This is a genomic window from Novosphingobium subterraneum (assembly GCF_000807925.1).
GTDB lineage: Bacteria > Pseudomonadota > Alphaproteobacteria > Sphingomonadales > Sphingomonadaceae > Novosphingobium > Novosphingobium subterraneum.
On the sequence record NZ_JRVC01000018.1, the window covers coordinates 82,092 to 99,317 of the forward strand.

17 protein-coding genes and 1 tRNA gene are annotated in these 17,226 nt (G+C 64.4%); 13 read left to right on the forward strand and 5 right to left on the reverse strand.

What is annotated here, in order from left to right; all coding sequences use genetic code 11:
• Positions 1-49 precede the first annotated feature (49 nt).
• The 7 genes from rpmH (at position 50) to dapE (ending at position 5,511) form a co-directional block, all read left to right on the forward strand.
• Positions 50-184, forward strand: a complete 135-nt coding sequence (gene rpmH / locus NJ75_RS16480; RefSeq protein WP_039336437.1) for a 50S ribosomal protein L34 — start codon at positions 50-52, stop codon at positions 182-184.
• Positions 185-221: 37 nt separating this feature from the next.
• Complete coding sequence (gene rnpA / locus NJ75_RS16485; RefSeq protein ID WP_039336438.1) at positions 222-623, forward strand: ribonuclease P protein component; 402 nt, start codon at positions 222-224, stop codon at positions 621-623.
• Positions 620-829, forward strand: a complete 210-nt coding sequence (yidD, locus tag NJ75_RS16490; RefSeq protein ID WP_039336439.1) for a membrane protein insertion efficiency factor YidD — start codon at positions 620-622, stop codon at positions 827-829. Before rnpA ends, yidD begins: the two co-directional genes overlap by 4 nt.
• 48 nt (positions 830-877) lie before the next feature.
• On the forward strand, positions 878-2,668 hold the full coding sequence (yidC, locus tag NJ75_RS16495; protein ID WP_039336441.1) for a membrane protein insertase YidC: 1,791 nt from the start codon (positions 878-880) through the stop codon (positions 2,666-2,668).
• On the forward strand, positions 2,665-3,318 hold the full coding sequence (yihA, locus tag NJ75_RS16500) for a ribosome biogenesis GTP-binding protein YihA/YsxC (RefSeq protein WP_039336442.1): 654 nt from the start codon (positions 2,665-2,667) through the stop codon (positions 3,316-3,318). Before yidC ends, yihA begins: the two co-directional genes overlap by 4 nt.
• A gap of 391 nt (positions 3,319-3,709) precedes the next feature.
• Positions 3,710-4,384, forward strand: coding sequence for a glutathione S-transferase family protein (locus tag NJ75_RS16505; protein WP_039336514.1), 675 nt, complete (start codon positions 3,710-3,712; stop codon positions 4,382-4,384).
• On the forward strand, positions 4,384-5,511 hold the full coding sequence (gene dapE, locus NJ75_RS16510; protein ID WP_039336443.1) for a succinyl-diaminopimelate desuccinylase: 1,128 nt from the start codon (positions 4,384-4,386) through the stop codon (positions 5,509-5,511). Before NJ75_RS16505 ends, dapE begins: the two co-directional genes overlap by 1 nt.
• 93 nt (positions 5,512-5,604) lie before the next feature.
• On the opposite strand, the gene msrA is transcribed toward dapE, so the two are convergent.
• The gene (gene msrA / locus NJ75_RS16515; protein ID WP_039336445.1) at positions 5,605-6,141 is read right to left on the reverse strand and encodes a peptide-methionine (S)-S-oxide reductase MsrA; all 537 of its coding nucleotides are present in this window, start codon (positions 6,139-6,141) and stop codon (positions 5,605-5,607) included.
• Between the two features lie 77 nt (positions 6,142-6,218).
• On the opposite strand from msrA, the gene NJ75_RS16520 reads away from it, so the two are divergent.
• The 4 genes from NJ75_RS16520 to NJ75_RS16535 all read left to right on the forward strand — a co-directional run bounded on the left by NJ75_RS16520 (position 6,219) and on the right by NJ75_RS16535 (position 8,607).
• The gene (locus NJ75_RS16520) at positions 6,219-7,076 is read left to right on the forward strand and encodes a class I SAM-dependent methyltransferase (protein ID WP_039336447.1); all 858 of its coding nucleotides are present in this window, start codon (positions 6,219-6,221) and stop codon (positions 7,074-7,076) included.
• 62 nt (positions 7,077-7,138) lie between these two features.
• Positions 7,139-7,987, forward strand: a complete 849-nt coding sequence (gene aguB, locus NJ75_RS16525) for an N-carbamoylputrescine amidase (RefSeq protein WP_039336450.1) — start codon at positions 7,139-7,141, stop codon at positions 7,985-7,987.
• Positions 7,988-8,004: 17 nt separating this feature from the next.
• A complete protein-coding gene (folK, locus tag NJ75_RS16530) occupies positions 8,005-8,493 on the forward strand; it encodes a 2-amino-4-hydroxy-6-hydroxymethyldihydropteridine diphosphokinase (RefSeq protein ID WP_231735667.1) in 489 nt (162 codons plus the stop codon).
• Between the two features lie 38 nt (positions 8,494-8,531).
• A tRNA-Lys gene (locus tag NJ75_RS16535) sits at positions 8,532-8,607 on the forward strand.
• Positions 8,608-8,741: 134 nt separating this feature from the next.
• On the opposite strand, the gene NJ75_RS16540 is transcribed toward NJ75_RS16535, so the two are convergent.
• From NJ75_RS16540 to NJ75_RS16555, 4 genes are read right to left on the reverse strand one after another with little or no spacing between them, the layout of a single operon-like run.
• Positions 8,742-9,695 carry a TauD/TfdA dioxygenase family protein gene (locus NJ75_RS16540; RefSeq protein ID WP_039336452.1) on the reverse strand — a complete coding sequence of 318 codons (954 nt, stop codon included), beginning with the start codon at positions 9,693-9,695 and terminating at the stop codon, positions 8,742-8,744.
• A 36-nt stretch (positions 9,696-9,731) separates the two neighbouring features.
• Positions 9,732-11,093, reverse strand: a complete 1,362-nt coding sequence (locus tag NJ75_RS16545; RefSeq protein WP_039336454.1) for an MFS transporter — start codon at positions 11,091-11,093, stop codon at positions 9,732-9,734.
• Positions 11,094-11,103: 10 nt separating this feature from the next.
• On the reverse strand, positions 11,104-13,512 hold the full coding sequence (locus NJ75_RS16550) for a TonB-dependent receptor (protein ID WP_039336456.1): 2,409 nt from the start codon (positions 13,510-13,512) through the stop codon (positions 11,104-11,106).
• Between the two features lie 4 nt (positions 13,513-13,516).
• Positions 13,517-13,696: a hypothetical protein gene (locus NJ75_RS16555; protein ID WP_039336458.1), complete on the reverse strand. Its 180-nt coding sequence runs from the start codon at positions 13,694-13,696 to the stop codon at positions 13,517-13,519.
• Positions 13,697-14,208: 512 nt separating this feature from the next.
• Between NJ75_RS16555 and NJ75_RS16560 the strand changes: the two genes are divergently transcribed.
• Both NJ75_RS16560 and NJ75_RS16565 read left to right on the forward strand, forming a co-directional pair.
• Entirely contained in the window at positions 14,209-15,621 is a 1,413-nt protein-coding gene (locus NJ75_RS16560) for a sulfatase-like hydrolase/transferase (RefSeq protein WP_052242582.1), read from the forward strand.
• Positions 15,622-15,777: 156 nt separating this feature from the next.
• Complete coding sequence (locus tag NJ75_RS16565; protein WP_236727174.1) at positions 15,778-17,163, forward strand: alginate export family protein; 1,386 nt, start codon at positions 15,778-15,780, stop codon at positions 17,161-17,163.
• Positions 17,164-17,226 lie beyond the last annotated feature (63 nt).

The following is a 17,226-nucleotide window of genomic DNA, read 5'->3' on the forward strand; positions in this document are numbered from 1 at the left end:
GTCCCGCGGCAAGTGCCAGTCCACAGATTCGATATAGAAGAGAAAAGCCATGAAGCGCACTTTCCAGCCCAGCAACCTCGTGCGTGCCCGCCGCCACGGCTTCCGCGCCCGCACCGCCACTGTCGGTGGTCGCAAGGTTCTCGCCGCCCGCCGTGCGCGTGGCCGCAAGAAGCTGTCGGCCTAAGCCTTTCAGCATAGATCCGGTTCCGGCGAAGGCGGGGATGACCCGAATCGCCACCATCCGGAAACGGGCAGACTTCGTTGCTGCCAATCGCGGAATCCGGGTCGCAAGGCCCGGATTCGTGCTGTTGGTGAACCGCGACGTCGTGCCTGCCGAAGAGGCCGACCTTCGCTTCGGCGTTACCGTCACCAAGAAGATCGGCAACGCGGTCGTCCGCAACCGCATGAAGCGCCGCTTCCGCGCCCTGCTGCGCGAAGCCCTGCCTGATGCCGGCATTGCCGGCGCAGACCACGTGATGATCGGCCGTGAAGGCGGCGTCGAGCGCGACTTTGCCCTGCTGCGCGAGGAACTGGCCGTCGCCCTGTCCCGCGCCGCTGCAGGCAAGGGCGACCCGCCGAGAAAGCGTGGCGGTCAGCGTTCCAGCCACGGCAGGGGCAAGTGAAGCGCCTGCTCATCCTCATTGCCCGAGGCTGGCAGCTCGGCCCTTCGCGCGTGCTTCCGCCATCCTGCCGCTACAGCCCTTCCTGCTCGCGATATGCGATCGAAGCGCTGGAAAAGCATGGCGCGATTAAGGGTGGCTGGCTCGCGGCGAAGCGGCTATTGCGCTGCCATCCCTGGGGCGGGCACGGCTATGATCCCGTACCTTAGGCCGGGTGCCCTGACCAAGACGAATTCAAGATTTAGGACGCGAACACGGTGCAGAATCAGCGCAACGTCATAATGGCAGTGATCCTGACGGGTCTGCTGCTGATCGGCTGGGAAGCGGCCATGCGCTGGTTCTACCCCGCGCCGCCGGCAAAGCCACAGGGGGCAGCGACCGCTGCCAGCACCGATGCCGCAAAGCCCACGCGCGAAGGCGGACTGCAGAACGCGGCTGACATCGCGCTCGAGAAGAAGGACTTGCGCGCCGAACTCGCCGCCGGCAACCGTGTCGCCATCGACGCGCCGGGCCTCAAGGGTTCGATCAACCTCAAGGGCGCGCTCGTCGATGACGTGACGCTGGTCCGTCACCGCGAGAACGTCGACAAGAACAGCCCGCCCGTGCGCCTGTTCTCGCCTGCGGGCACGCCAGCGCAGCACTATGCCCAGATCGGCTGGGTGGGCGAGGGCGTGGCAACGCCCGACACCAACACCGTCTGGCAGGCCGATAGCGCAAGGCTGGCACCGCAGACCCCGGTCACGCTACGCTGGACCAATCCCACCGGCCAGACTTTCGCGATCAAATACGCGATCGACAGCGATTACATGATCACCGCAACGCAGAGCGTCGCCAACACCGGCGCCGCACCGGTCGTGGTAAAGCCCTTCGCGCTGGTAAACCGCACCGACAAGACGGCAAGCGTGGATACCTGGCAGCTCCATTCGGGGCCGATTGCCGCGCTCGATGGCTCGGTGAACTTCGACAACAACTATTCCACCGTGACCGAAGCCCCCGGCCAGGCCGTCGCGCTCAAGGGTGCAACCAACTGGATCGGGTTTACCGATATCTACTGGCTCTCGGCGCTGATCCCGGATGCCGGGGCCAAGGCCGAAGGTTCGCTGCGTTCGCTTGGCAACAACGTGTTCCGCGCCGACCTGATCTATCCCGGCGTGTCCATCGCCCCGGGCAAGGCGCGGAGCCAGACGGTCCGTCTGTTTGCCGGTGCCAAGGAAAATTCGGTTCTCGAGAAGTACGAAGCCACTGGCGTCACCAATTTCAGCCTCGCGATCGACTGGGGATGGTTCCGCTGGTTCGAAAAGCCGATCTTCTGGCTGCTCGATTCGCTGTTCAAGCTGGTCAAGAACTTCGGCGTGGCGATCATCCTGCTGACGCTGATCGTGCGCGGTGTGATGTTCCCGATCGCCCAGCGCCAGTTCGCCTCGATGGCGGCGATGCGCGCGCTGCAGCCCAAGATGAAGGCGCTGCAGGAACGCTACAAGGACGACAAGCAGACCCAGCAGCAGAAGATCATGGAGCTGTACAAGACAGAGAAGGTCAATCCGCTGGCCGGCTGCCTTCCGATGTTCCTGCAGATCCCGGTGTTCTTCGCGCTCTACAAGGTGCTGACGCTGGCCATCGAAATGCGGCACCAGCCGTTCGCGCTGTGGATCAAGGACTTGTCCGCGCCCGATCCGCTGCACGTGCTGAACCTCTTCGGCCTGCTGCCGTTCACCCCGCCCAGCTTCCTCGCCATCGGCGTGCTGGCGATCCTGCTCGGCATCACGATGTGGCTGCAGTTCAAGCTGCAACCGGCGGCGATGGACCCGGCGCAGCAGCAGGTCTTCGCGATCATGCCGTGGATGATGATGTTCGTGATGGCGCCGTTTGCGGCAGGCCTGCTGATCTACTGGATCACCTCGAACATCCTGACCATCGCGCAGCAGAAGTACCTTTACAGCAAGCACCCGCAGTTGAAGGCTCAGGCCGACAAGGACCAGCTCGATGTCGATCGCTCCGTCGCGCGTGAGCAGAAGCCTGCTGCCAACCGGAAGCCGAAGACGCGGTGACACCTGAAGAAGAAGCCGCCCGCGCCGAACTGATCGAACAGGCACGCCTCCTCTTTGCAGGCCGTGTCGAGTTCCTCAAGTCGGCCCCTGCGCTCAAGCACCTGCCCGATCCTGACGTGCCCGAGATCGCCTTTGCCGGCCGATCGAACGTCGGCAAGTCGTCGCTGCTCAACGCGCTGACCGGGCGCAAGTCAATTGCGCGCACCTCGGTCACGCCGGGGCGCACGCAGGAACTGAACTACTTCGAAGTGGGCGAGCCGACGCGCCTGCGCCTGGTCGACATGCCGGGCTATGGCTTCGCCAAGGCCCCGCCCAAGGTGGTCGAGCAGTGGCGCCGGCTGGTCCGCGATTTCCTGCGCGGACGTGTCGTCCTGAAGCGCACGCTGCTGCTGATCGACAGCCGCCACGGCGTGAAGCCGGTGGACGAGGACATGATGCAGATGCTCGATGAAGCGGGCGTCGGCTATCGCGTCGTGCTGACCAAGGCAGACAAGATCAAGGCCAGCGAACTCGAAGCCGTCACGGCCGAGACCATCGCTGCAGCGCGCAAGCGCACGGCCGCCTATCCCGAAGTGCTCGTCACCTCTTCCGAAAAGAAAATGGGCATCGAGGAACTGCGCGCAGCCGTGCTGCAGGATTCGTTAATTTAATCACCACTTTTTCTGAATGGTGGGCAAGCGCCTGTTCTCCCCTCCCGCAGGCGGCAGGGGCCGGGGGTGGGCAAGCGGCGAAAACCGCCGACCATTTCCAACACTCCGCCATTACGGAGCGATAAGCGCTGTCCTACAGCCGCGCGCATGACGCAGCCTTCGCGCCATGCCCTACCGCGATCCTCTCCTCCCCGCCTGCCATTCCCTCGGCCAAGCCTTGCGTGAAGCGGTGACGGCGCCCGTCCTGTTGAACCAGGATCGCCTTTCTGAAGCTCTACGAGGGATCGAGACGATACACGCCCTGAACTGTGTAAACCGTGTAAACCCGTTCACGGTCGACACAGCGAACCTGAACGGCTACGCGGCTCGCAGGCGTAACAGGGCGAATACGATGAAGCTGATCATCGGCAACAAGAACTACTCCAGCTGGTCGCTGCGGGGCTGGCTGGCGTGCAAGCAGTCCGGCCTGCACTTCGAGGAAATCACCGTCCCGCTCTACGGCGAAGACTGGGACGAAGCGCGCCGGACCGACGAACTTGCACCATCTTCGGGCAAAGTGCCGATCCTGTGGGACGGCGATGGCGAAGACGCACCTGTGGTTTGGGACAGCCTCGCGATCATTGATTATCTTGCCGACAAGGTCGGGCGGGATCGCTTCTGGCCCAAGGACGAAACCGCGCGCGCCATGGCCCGCTCGATGGTGGCCGAGATGCATTCGAGCTACCTGCCGCTGCGCCGCAGCCTGCCGATGAACATCCGCAAGCGCGTGGAGGGCGTTGAGATCAGCGCCGAGGTTCGCGCCGACATCGTGCGCATCCTCTCGCTCTGGGCCGAGGCGCGGGCGCGGTTCGGCAAGGGCGGGCCGTTCCTGTTCGGCACCTTCTGCGCCGCTGACATCATCTATGCCCCCGTCGTCTCCCGCTTCATGACCTACGGCGTGCCTGTGCCCGGCTTCGCCATGACCTACATGGAAGCGGTCTGGACGCACGACTGGATGCAACAGTGGATCGAAGCCGCCGAGAGCGAGGGCTGGACCATCGAGCAGTTCGAGGAGCCCGCGCGCTGATGTCTCTTGATCCTGTAATCCTGGCCGAGCAGCTGATCGATTGCGAAAGCGTGACGCCCGCAACCGGCGCGGTATTCGACTGCCTGCAAGGAATGCTCGAACCGCTAGGGTTCGCAATCCATCGCTTCGTGGCGGGCGAAGCACCCGACGGCCCGGTCGAGAACATGTTCGCGATCCGGCGTGGTCCTGAAGGCTCGCGGCACTTCGCTTTTGCCGGGCACCTCGATGTCGTCCCGCCGGGTGAGGGCTGGACGACTGGTCCCTTCAAGGCCGAGCGCCGGGGCGAGCTGCTCTACGGGCGCGGCGCGGTCGACATGAAGGGCTCGATCGCCGCGATGGTTGCCGCTGCGGCCGAGGTTCCGGCCGAGGCCGGAACGCTAAGCTTCATCATCACTGGCGACGAGGAAGGCCCGGCGCGCTACGGCACGGTGCCGCTGATCGAACTGATCCGCGAAATGAAGACAGAGCCGGACCTGTGCCTGGTAGGCGAGCCGACCTCGGTCCACCGTCTGGGCGATATGGTGAAGATCGGCCGTCGCGGTTCGGTCAACATGTGGATCACCTGCAAGGGCGCGCAGGGCCACGTTGCCTATCCGCACCTCGCCGACAATCCGATCCCGCGCCTGATCGCGCTGCTGGCTGACCTTGACGCGCTGGTGCTGGACGAGGGCACGGAGTGGTTCCAGCCGTCGAACTTAGAGATCACCGACCTTGAAGTGGGCAACAAGGCGACGAACGTGATCCCCGCCGAGGCGCGCGCGCGCATCTCGATCCGCTTCAACGATCGTCAAACCGGGGCGGGGCTGGTCGCGATGGTCGAGGACGTGGCGCGGCGGCACAAGGGTGAGGTTCGTGCTGTCATTTCCGGCGAGAGCTTCATCACCCTGCCGGGCGATTACTCGACGCTGATCGCCGAGGCGGTGAAGGCCGAGACCGGCCTCGACCCCGAACTCTCGACCAGCGGCGGCACGTCGGACGCGCGCTTCCTGCGCAGCCTCTGCCCGGTGGTGGAATTCGGCCTGTGCAACGCGACGATGCACAAGAAGGACGAGGCGGTGGCGCTGGAAGACCTGTCCGTCCTCCAGCGCATCTACCGGCGTATCACGTTATCTGCGCTGCGCGCGTGAGGCGGCACCGGCCCACTCCCCCACCCGGCCACCCGCGAGAGTACCCTGAATGGGTGGCCGGGTGGGGGAGCGGGCCGGTGCCGATCAAAGGCCTCAGCCTTTGACTTTCGACGCGAAGCTCTTGCGCAGCTTCATCAGCTTGGGCGGGATTACGGCGAGGCAGTAGGGGTTCCGCTGGCCTTCGCCTTCCCAATATTCCTGGTGATAGTCCTCGGCCGGATACCAGGTTGCCATCGGTTCGATCGTGGTGACGATGGGCCCCGGCCAATCGGGCTGGGCGCGTTCGATCGCCGCCTCCATTGCCGCCTTCTGCGCCTCGTCCGCCGGGAACATGGCCGAACGGTACTGCGTGCCGACGTCGTTCCCCTGGCGGTTCAGTTGCGTCGGATCGTGCGTCGCCAGGAAGATATCGAGGATCTGGTCGAGGCTGATCGTTTCGGGATTGAACGTCACGCGGATAGCTTCGGCATGTCCGGTGTTGCCGGAACAGACCTGCTTGTAGGTCGGGTTCTCGACCGTACCGCCGATGTAGCCGCTCTCGACATTGCTCACGCCGATGACGTCGCTGAACACTGCCTCGGTGCACCAGAAGCATCCCCCTGCGAGGATGGCCGTTGCTTGTTCGCTCATGCGCTATATTCTCCTGAATTGAGTGAGAGATAAGCACGCCTCCCCCGCTTGTCACCGGCCCGAAGGAGAATCTCCCCATGCGTTCATTGAGCCTTGCCTTGCTTGCTGCCGTTGCTGGCAGCAGCCTTGCCAATCCCGTAATGGCAGAGACTGCGAAGACGGCATCGGCCATGATCGAACCGGCCCTTGCCGCCGCAATCGCTGACCCCTTGCGCGAAAAGGACCGTGCCCGTGACGTCTATCGCAAGCCTGCGGAGACGCTGAGCTTCTTTCAGGTTTCGCCGACGATGAAGGTGGGCGAATATGCGCCGGGCGGCGGCTGGTATTCGCGTCTGCTCGGGCTCTATCTCGGCCCGAAGGGCAAGCTGGTCGGTCTGTACTTCGACCCCACGTCGAGTGCGTTCGGCGACAAGATGAAGGCGGGCATCCGCGAAGGCGCGACCAAGTATCCGGCGGAGGTTGCGGAATGGTCGGGCCAACCGGCTGAGCGCTTCTCGGCCTTCACCCTCGATGTCGTTCCCGACAGCGAAAAGGGCACGTTCGACCGCATCCTCGTCATGCGCATGATGCACAACCTGCTGCGCTGGAACCTTGCCGCGCACGAGATCAAGCAGATGCGCGAGCTGCTGAAGCCCGATGGCATGATCGGCATCGAGCAGCACCGCGCCAAGCCTGATGCGCCCTACTCCTTCACCGACGGTTCGAAGGGCTACCTGCGCGAAGCCGACGTGATCAAGTTCATGGAGATCAACGGCTTCACCTTTGTCGGCAAGAGCGAGGCCAACGCCAACCCCAAGGACCCGGCGAACTGGCCAAACGGCGTCTGGACCCTGCCACCGCAGCTGGGCGGCAATCCGGACGAGGCCACCAAGGCCAAGCTGCAGGCCATCGGCGAGAGCGACCGCATGACCCTGCTGTTCCGCAAGCGTCCCTGATCTTGCGTTGATCGCAAACGGCGGCGGTTGAATTGCCGGGGCAGGGGCCTTAGGTCCCACCCATGACCACGATCTCCGTCGCCGCCCTGCAACTCGCCCTTCCCGGGGGCGAGGCCGAGAATATCGCCGCCACTGCCGCGCTGGTGGAAGAGGCCGCGCGTGGCGGCGCGCAGATCGTGCTGCCGCCCGAACTCTTCGCCGGGCCCTATTTCTGCAAGGTCGAGGACGAGGCCCTGTTCTCGATGGCCTATCCGCTCGATGCGGACCCGTCGGTGCGCGAGATGCGCAAGCTCGCCAAGGCGCACGGCATTGCCATCCCCACCAGCTTCTTCGAGCGCGACGGGCACCACTACTACAACACGCTGGCGATGATTGGCCCGGATGGCGAAGTCATGGGCATCTATCGCAAGAGCCACATTCCCGATGGCCCCGGCTATGAGGAGAAGTACTACTTCCGCCCCGGCAACACCGGCTTCAAGGTGTGGGACGTTTTCGGCACGCGCATCGGCGTGGGCGTGTGCTGGGACCAGTGGTATCCCGAATGCGCCCGCGCCATGGCGCTGATGGGGGCAGAGCTGCTGTTCTACCCCACCGCAATCGGCAGCGAACCCTATGACGCCGATCTCGACACCAGCCGCATGTGGCGCCGCGCGATGATCGGCCATTCCGTCTCCAACTGCATGCCGGTCATCGCCGCCAATCGCATCGGGACCGAAGATGGCCAGCGTTTTTACGGGCACAGCTTCATTTCTGACGAATGGGGCGATTACCTTGCGGAGTTCGGCGCCAGCGAAACCGGTGTGCTGCACGGGACGATCGACCTCAAGCGCGCTTCCACGCACCGTGCTGGCATGGGCTTCTTCCGCGATCGCCGCCCGCAGCTTTACGGCCGGCTTGCCGAGGACATCTGAGCCTGCACCGCTACATCGTGGCGCTCGGCTCGAACCAGCGCCATCCGCGCCATGGCGATCCTTCGGCGATCCTGTGGGCGGCGCTGGATGAGATCGGGCGGCGCAACTGCAGGATCGATGCGGTGTCCCCGACGATCCGCAGCAGGCCGATAGGTCCGTCGCAGCGCGTCTATTGCAACGGCATCGCTGTGGTTTCGACCGGTCTCGAACCCCACGAGCTGCTGGACGAACTGCAGGCTGTGGAAGCCCTGTTCGGACGTCGCCGACAAGGGCAGCGCTGGCGCTCGCGCACGCTCGATCTCGACATTGTCTTGTGGTCCGGCGGGTGCTGGGCGGACGAGAGCCTGATCATCCCGCACCCCGAATTCCGCAAGCGCGATTTCGTGCTGGGTCCGGCGGCGCGCGTTGCCGCTGGCTGGCGCGATCCGATTACCGGACTGACAGTGCAGCAGTTGCATCACCGGCTCGCCAAAGGCTTGACCCGCTCGCCCACGCCCCCTAGGTGACGCGCCACGCCTGACGCGCGATCCGCGTCAATGCAGGCGGGCCCTTAGCTCAGTCGGTAGAGCAACTGACTTTTAATCAGTAGGTCGCTGGTTCGAACCCAGCAGGGCTCACCATTACAGATCCGCAGTGATGCCGAATTGCAGAGCTATCGCAAGTGGCCTGCTGGTCGCTCTAAGCCGGACTCTTTTCCATCTCCCGTTTGCCACGTGAATGGGGCGACGGTGAGGGCCGCCGCCCCTGCCGGCCCTCAGGCAGGCTGGTATTGCGTGGCCCTTTCCTTGCGAACGGTGCGGCTGTTGCGACCGTCGATGCCAACCGGCACTTCGCCCGCGATTGTCGCGCGGCGCAGGGTGCGGCGTTGCAGGCCGAAGTCGGCGACGGCGCGGTGCTGGGTCGACTGGTTGTCCCAGAAGGCCACGTCACCGGGCTGCCAGCGCCAGCGCACGACGTTCTCGGGACGGGTGATGTGGTCCTGCAGGATCTGGAACAGGCGCGAAGAGTCAGCCTGGTTCAGCCCGACGAACTGCTTGACGAAATGGCCCAGCAGCAGGCTGCGCTGTCCCGAGACGGGATGGACGCGGACCACCGGGTGCTCGGTTTCGTAGACGGTCGAGGCGAAGACGTTCTTCTGGAACAGCTGCCGTTCCTTCTCCACCGCGTCACCCTTCGGCGCGTTCGAGAGGACCGCTGCGTAGTCGTAGAGGTTGGTGTGGACTGCCCAAAGGTTGTTCACCAGCTGGCGCAGCGTTTCAGGGAGGCTTTCGTAAGCTGTCTCGCCATTGGCCCAGACGGTATCGCCACCGGCTTCGGGAATGGTGATCGCGCGCAGGATCGAGCCCTTGGGATAGGCATCGACGAACGTCACGTCGGTATGCCAGCTCGAGGCGGCGTAGCCTTCCTTGCTGTCGAGTTCGAGCAGGTAGCGCGAACCCTCGGCCACCGGCACGGTGGGATGTGCCACCGGATCGCCGAAAAGCGAGGCGAAGCCTTCGTGGCGTGCGTCGTCCAGTTCCTTCTGGCCACGGAAGAAGACGACCTTGTGGCGCACGACCGCGTCCTTGATCGCCTGCACGGTCTCCGCGCCGAGATCGCCGGAAAGGGTCACCCCGCGGATTTCGGCACCGATCGTCCCGGTGATCGGAACGATGTCGAGCGGGGAGTTCGGGTCCTTGGCATTGGCATAGGTGGTGATGGCATTCATGTGGGTTACTCCTACTTGGGGTAAGGATTTGGGGTGTTATTCGGCGGGCTGGAGCGCGGGGTCGGCGGCGGTGTCCAACTGGCGGCGAATGGCGTTGTGCTGTTCGGCATCGAGCGCGAAGCCCGATATGACGGCAGCGGAGATGGCATGGGCGAGGGCCGGTCCGGTCGCGAAGACAAGCAACAGGCCGTTCAACGCCTCAGGAGAGTTTGCGGCGGACTTCGGATCGAAGCCCAGCCACGCGATCAGCGGCAGGGCGATGCCTGCGGCAATCGCACCGCCGATCTTGTCGGCCAGGGCAAAGACTGAATAGTAAAGGCCGGCGCGCTCCTCGCCGGTCTCGGCGCGGTGCTTGTCGGCAACGTCGGCGACCATCGAGCGCAGCATGATGTTGCCTGAGCCCTGGGTGATCCCCTGAGCAAAGGCGAGCGCAAGGACCAGCCAGAACCGGTCGGGCGTGGTCAGCACCAGCGCGAGGTTGATCAGTGCCTGCAGCACTTCGGCGAGAATGGCAGCCCGGCGCTTGCCCAGGGATACACCGATGCGCTGCCAGATCGGCGCGGCGAGCATGCCGAAGGCGTATTGGAACAGGAACAGTCCTGCACCCCATTCAGGCCTTCCGAGATAGAAGGTCACGTAGAACAGCAAAAGCGTCGTGCGGATGCCCTGTCCTGCCCGGACTGCGGCGTCCGAAGCGAGGACGCGCAGCAGCAGCGGGTTGCCGAGCACCGCGCGCGCGGCGGCCAGTGGCGACAGCGGGAGTGCCAGAGCAGCAGGCGCGCTGTCATCGCGATTGGACAGCGTCAGCCACAGCGCCGGGATAGCGGCAGCGAGGACAAGCGAACCGAACAGCGTCAGTTGCAACTGACCGTCACCGGGTCGCAGATGCTGGGCGAGTGCCGCGAGCGCAAGGGCACCTACCAGCGCAATCGACTGCCACAGTGTAAAGGTTGATGCCGCGCGGGTCCGGTCGTGATAGCCGGTGGCGATCTCGCCGCTCCACGCCAGCAGCGGCGTGGAGAGAAGCGCAAGGCCGATGTAATAGGCGGCCAGTGCAGCAATCAGCCAGCCAACGCCGAGGTTCGCAGGCGGGAAGAACAGCATCGCGCTGCCAGCGACGAACAAGGATCCCCCGCCCGCTACCCACGGTCGCCGCCTGCCGAAGCGGCTCTGCGTGCGGTCGCTCAATGCGCCGACTATCGGGTCGAGCGCGCAGTTGAGCAACTGGCCCGCCAGATACAGCGTCCCTACCAGCGTCAGTGGCACACCATAGTCTCGCGCAAGAATGGCGGGGAGCCAGGCAGCAACTGGCTGAGCAGCAGCGGTGACCGGCACGTAGATCGCAGCAAGGCGGTGGTAGCTACCAGAAGGCGAACTGACGGGGGATCCTGTTGTCATGCGGCCAGCCTCACAGTCGCGTCCGCAACGTCACACCATAAGTGCGTGGCTCGCCCACCTGGGCAGTGACCACGCCGGTGTTGCCGGCGGAGAGGTTGAGGAAATAGTCTTCGTTGAGCAGGTTGCGCGCCCAGACCGACAGGTCCCACAACCCGTCGTCGGTCTTCAGCCCGATGCGCGCATTGGCGATGCCGAAGCCCGGAACCTGCGCCCATGCGGAGTTGGTTGCAGATGTATTGAAACTCGAGCGGTGCGCGTAGTCGGCGTGGGCGTAAAGGCTCAGTTCGCGCCCGCCGAGCTCACCCAGCGGCGTGTTGCCGTCGGCACCGACTGACCATGCGAACTTCGGAACGCCCGAAAGCGGTTTGCCTGACATGTCCTGGATACCGCCGAGGTTGAGGTTCTCCACCGCCTGCGGTGCGTTGGCGTACTCGACGTATTTGGCGTCGGTGTAGCTTGCCGATGCGGTGAACGAGAGACTGTCGCTGGCCTGGAAGGCAAGGTCGCCCTCAACTCCGCGCGAACGCACCTTGGGGATGTTCGCGATGTATTGGCGCACGTTGACGGTGTTGGGCACCTGTTCGGTGATTGCCGTCTGATAGTCGCGGATCTCGGTCCAGAACGCAGCAGCATTGAAGGTGGCGCGCCGATCGAGGAACCGGGATTTGAAGCCCAGCTCGAACGCATCAACCTTTTCCGGGGCGACTTCGGGCGCAATGCCGGCGGGCAGCGCCGTCAGGTTCAGTCCGCCCGACTTGTTGCCGCGCGAATAGCTGCCATAGACGCTCGCGTCCGGCGCAACCTTCCAGTTCAGCGTGACCAGCCCTGACAGGCTGTTGTCGCTGAATTTCGTCGCGAAGCTTGTCACCGGGTTGAACTGGGTGCGGATCGCGTTGATCGCGGTGACCTGCGCCGCGGTGAAGCCGGAAAGATCGGCACCATCCACCCAGAACTGGCTGAACGCGCCCGCCTTCTTCTCGTGCGTCCAACGCAGGCCGGTGGTCAGCGTCAGGGCATCGGACATGTGCCAGTCGGTCTGCCCGAACAGCGCGAATGTGCGCGTTTCCGGCGTCGAGGTCGAATTTGCCTCGAACCCGTTCAGCGCCGCATTGGCGAGGGTCTGGTCGGCCGCAGGCAGGTTCCACAGCGCGGCAGCCGAGCCATAGCGGGTGGCGCCATAGCCCTTGACGACCTGCCAGAAGTAGTACGCGCCGATCACGTAGTCGACCGTGCGGTTGCCCATCGAGGCAAGCCGCAGCTCCTGGCTGAACTGGCGCTGGCGGTTGGCTTGCTGGGCCTTGGTGGTGATGGGCAGCGAGGTGCTGTCGCCATCGTTGGCCGGGTTCCAGTCCCACCAGCGATAGGCGGTGATGGAGGTCAGGGCCGCGCTGCCGAAGTCCCAGTTGACCTCGCCTGAAACGCCATAGCCCGCCATGTTCGACTGGTAGTGGCTATCGGCCTCGCCGATGCGGTCGAACGGCCTGAAGGCGGGGAGGGTGTAGCCAGGGAACCGGGCAGCTCGCAGGGCAAAGTTGTTGGGTATCGTCGCGCCATTGGCATAGGTCGTGTGCAGGTCGGCGAAGACCGAGAGCACGTGATCCTGCTCCTGCTTTGCGTAGTCGCCGATGATCCGCACCTCGAAGTCCGGGTCCGGCGTGAACAGCAACTGGCCGCGAATGCTCTCGTTGCGGTAGTTCTGGGCGCGGGTATTGGTGGTCTTGTTGAACAGGAAGCCGTCGTTCCCGCTGATCGCGCCGGAGATGCGCACGGCGAGCAGATCGGGCAGGATACCTGCCGAGGCCGAAGCCCGGACTTGCCGGAAGCCGTAATTGCCGATGCTCGCCTCGCCCGAAAGCTCGGGATCGAAGCTCGGCTTGCGCGAGGTGATGTTGATGACGCCCGAGGTGGTGTTCTTGCCGAACAGCGTGCCCTGCGGACCGCGCAGCACTTCGATGCTCTGCAGGTCGACGAGGTCGAACTGTGAAAGCCCGACGCGGCCGTAGTAGACGTTGTCGATATAGAAGCCGACGCCGTTCTCGAGCCCGTCGTTGGTCAGCGCGACGTTCGAGCCCAGCCCACGGATGTTGATGTTGGTATTGCGCGGATTGAAGCTGAACACCTGCAGGCTCGGTACCTGCTGCTGGATCTGGCCGAGGGTGAAGTCGCCACGCCTTTCCAACGCGTCGGCGCTGATCACGCTGATGGCGACCGGCACGTCCTGGACATCCTCGTCGCGGCGGCGCGAGGCGGTGACAACGATGGCTTCACCGGCCTCGCCGGCGTCTTCGGCAGCAACTGCCGGAACCTCGACATCGGCAGGCTGCTCGGCGGCGAAAGCCGGAGCCGCGCCGATGAGCGAGCCCAAAGCCACGCCTGCAAGGATAAGCTGGCGCTGCTTGAAGAGAAAAACCCTGTTCATTCCATTACTTCCCTGAACCCAAGTGGCTTGCCGCGTCGGGGCGGCGATTGAAGGCAGCGGGAACGGGCACGGCTTCGCGCACGGGGTCGCCGGGGGCGACGCCGCAAAGGGCAACGATCGACTGTTGCAGGGACGCGGGATACCGGGCCAGTTCCGCAAGGTCGGAGCTGGTTAGCGGTCGCATGACGCATTCCTCCGGGCGGCGACCGCAAGGGCCGCGCCGAACTGGCGTTATGGTGAGAGAGGCGGACGAGAGCGGACCGCGCCCGGTCGGGGCGGCAGGTCCGTCAATCGTGTCCGGTGGTTTGCGCGCTCTAGGCGCGCGTCATGGGCTTGTGCATCGTATCACCTCTTGATTGGAGGGGAACACGATGCCTGGCGCCGTCGCCCCAGCATCGCGCGCTTTAGCGGTTGTTCACGCGGAGCAAGCTGCTTCCCATCAAATGCCGCGGATCAGGACCCTGGATGTGCAGGCCGACCTGATCGTCGGATGTCCTGCGGGTTAATCTCTACTTATCTGGTTGAGTGTTCTCGGTCAACCCGGACCTCACCCGTTTGGCGCAAAAGGAAAACTTCCCGACGGACAAGATGAATTGTCTATCGATGCAATAGACATTGATGGGGCTGGCGATAAGTTCATATTGCCTTACGCGACCACGCGCGGGTCCACCTGCAACTGCAATCACGGACCGCACCATGACCTCGACCTACAGTCTTACCCGCCGCGCGACCCTTGCAGGCGCCGCCGCCACTCTGGCCGTCGGCTCTGTGCCCGCGATTGCCCGCAAGCGCGTGCGGCAGCCCAACATCCTCTACATCATGGCCGATGACCTCGGTTACGCCGATCTGTCCTGCTATGGTCGGCGCGATTTCGAGACGCCGGTGCTCGACAAGCTGGCGGCGCAGGGCCTGCGTTTCACCAATGCCTACGCCAACAGCGCCGTCTGCACGGCCACGCGCGTCGGCCTGATCACAGGCCGCTATCAGTATCGCCTGCCCGTTGGCCTCGAGGAGCCGCTGGCCTACCGGCCCAACATCGGCCTGCCGCCTTCGCATCCGACGCTGCCGTCACTTCTCGCCAAGGCTGGCTATCGCACCTCGCTGATCGGCAAGTGGCATCTTGGCAGCCTCCCGGACTTCGACCCGATCAAGAGCGGCTACCAGTCTTTCTGGGGCATCCGCAGCGGGGGCGTCGACTATTACACCCACGCCACCAGCAACGGTCAGCCCGACCTGTGGGATGGTCCCACGCCCGTCGACAAGGCGGGTTACCTGACCGACCTGCTTGCCGACCGCGCGATCGCGGAAATCCGCCAGGCGTCGTCAGCAAAGGCGCCGTGGTTCATGTCGCTCCACTTCACTGCGCCGCACTGGCCGTGGGAAGGGCCTGATGACGCCAGCGAATCCGCTCGGATTGCCGGACTGAAGGACCCCAAGGCCCTGTTCCACTTCGACGGCGGCAGTGCGGCGATCTACGCCGCCATGGTCCGCCGTCTCGATTACCAAATCGGGCGCGTACTCGATGCCCTCAAGGCAAACGGCGCCGAGCAGGACACCATCGTCGTCTTCACCAGCGACAACGGCGGCGAACGCTTCTCCGACACCTGGCCCTTCAGCGGCCGCAAGACCGAGCTGCTCGAAGGCGGCCTGCGCATTCCGGCCATCGTACGCTGGCCGGGCGTCACCATGGCATCGACGATCAGCGATGCACAGATCATCTCGATGGACTGGCTGCCGACATTCCTTGCCGCCGCCGGTGCAGCGCCAGATCCCGCATTCCCCAGCGATGGCGAAGACATCACCGCAGCCCTGTCGGGCCGAGCCTTGCCCGGACGCACGCTGTTCTGGCGCTACAAGAACCACGCCCAGCGCGCGGCCCGTCGCGGCAACCTCAAATACCTGAAGATCGGCGGGAACGAGTTCCTGTTCGACGTCGTTGCCGACCCTCTCGAGCGGGCCAACCTGAAAGACCGGCAGCCCGAAGCCTTCACCTCGCTCAAGAAGGCGTGGGAGGACTGGAACGCCCGAATGCTGCCGCTGGATGCGCAGTCCTACACCCACGGTTTCGGGCCTGGCGAACTGGCGGATCACTTCAACCCCGAACTCTGACAAGCCTCCGGCAGCCGGCAACATTTGGCATTGCTGGGAAACACTTGTCTTGAAAGCAGAAACATTGCATCAGCCGTCCAACCGGGTCAGCGCAACCTCCCGGTCAAGCGCAGCGCGCGCTCAAGTGTTGCTTCATTGGACGGCCGCTTGGCCGCGATGGAGCCTGCCTTGAAGTCGTTCGCGTTCCTTTTGCCAGTTGCTGTCACCGCAGTTTTTCTACCGTCCGGCAGCGCACTCGCCGACACGCCCCGGCTCCAATCCATGCTCGGCGCGCCGCCGAATATCGCGGTCAGCGGCTCGATCCGTCTGCGCTACGAGACCCTGACCGGACAGCCGCGCGTAAACCTGCCGCCCGCCGACGAGCAGCTCGCGCTTCGCACGACACTGGCCATCGAATACAAGGCCGCGCCGAACGTCCGCATCGGCGCGGAGATGTTCGACAGTCGGGCCTGGCTCTGCAAGCCCGGCAGTTCGGTCAGCGCCAACGACGTCAACACGCTCGAAATCGTGCAAGGCTATGTGGCCGTCGATCTTGCGCCCGCACAGGGCACCAGGCTCAAGCTCGAAGCCGGGCGTTTCGTTCTTAACCTCGGCTCGCGACGACTGATCGCGGCAGACGACTATCGCAACACCACCAACGGCTACACCGGCCTGCGCGCGGACCTCAAGGCAAGTGATGGCACCGCTGCTACATTGATTTACACCCTGCCGCAGATCCGCAAGCCCGATGATCAGGCATCGGTGTTGTCCAACCGCCATGGGTTGGACAAGGAGAGTTTCGACCTCCGGCTCTGGGGTGGTCTGGTCTGGCATCCCAGGACCGTCGTAGGTGCCATGGCAGAAGCATCCTACTTTCGCCTGCAGGAGCGCGACAGCCCGTCACGCGCCACGCGGGACCGCAACCTCCACACCGTTGCCGCGCGCCTGATCCGCGAGCCCAAGGCTGGCAAGCCCGATTTCGAGATCGAGGGCGCATGGCAGTTCGGAGATGTCAGCGAGACAACGCGGCCCAATGCCCGCAAGCTCGATGTCGATGCCTGGTTTGTCCATGCCGATGTCGGATACCTGTTCCCCGGTCCGGCGCGGATGCGGCTGTCAGTCGAATACGATTACGCCAGTGGAGACGGTCCTGGCGGCTCCTATGGCCGCTTCGACACGCTGTTCGGCATGCGACGCGCTGACTTCAGCCCCGCAGGCGTGCTCGCCGCGATCGGCCGTAGCAACATCAACAGTCCCGGCATGCGCGCCGAAGTGGCCCCCGGCAAGCGCTTCGACGCGTTCGTCACCTACCATCCGCTTTGGCTCGCCGAAAAGACGGACAGCTTCGCCACGACCGGCGTGCGAGATGCGAGCGGCAAGGCAGGCTCCTTTGCTGGCCATCAGGTGGAAGGACGGATGCGCTACTGGATCGTGCCAGGCTTCCTGCGCGGGGAGATCAATGCGTTCTGGCTCGCAAAGGGACGGTTTATGCGCAGGGCTCCCAACGCACCGGCTTCAGACAACACGACCTATGTCAGCTCAGCCCTGTTGGCCTCATTTTGATGTTCGAAGACAAATGGGATCTTGATTGCCAATGGGGCGTCCCTTGCGCCCAGCAGGGCTCAC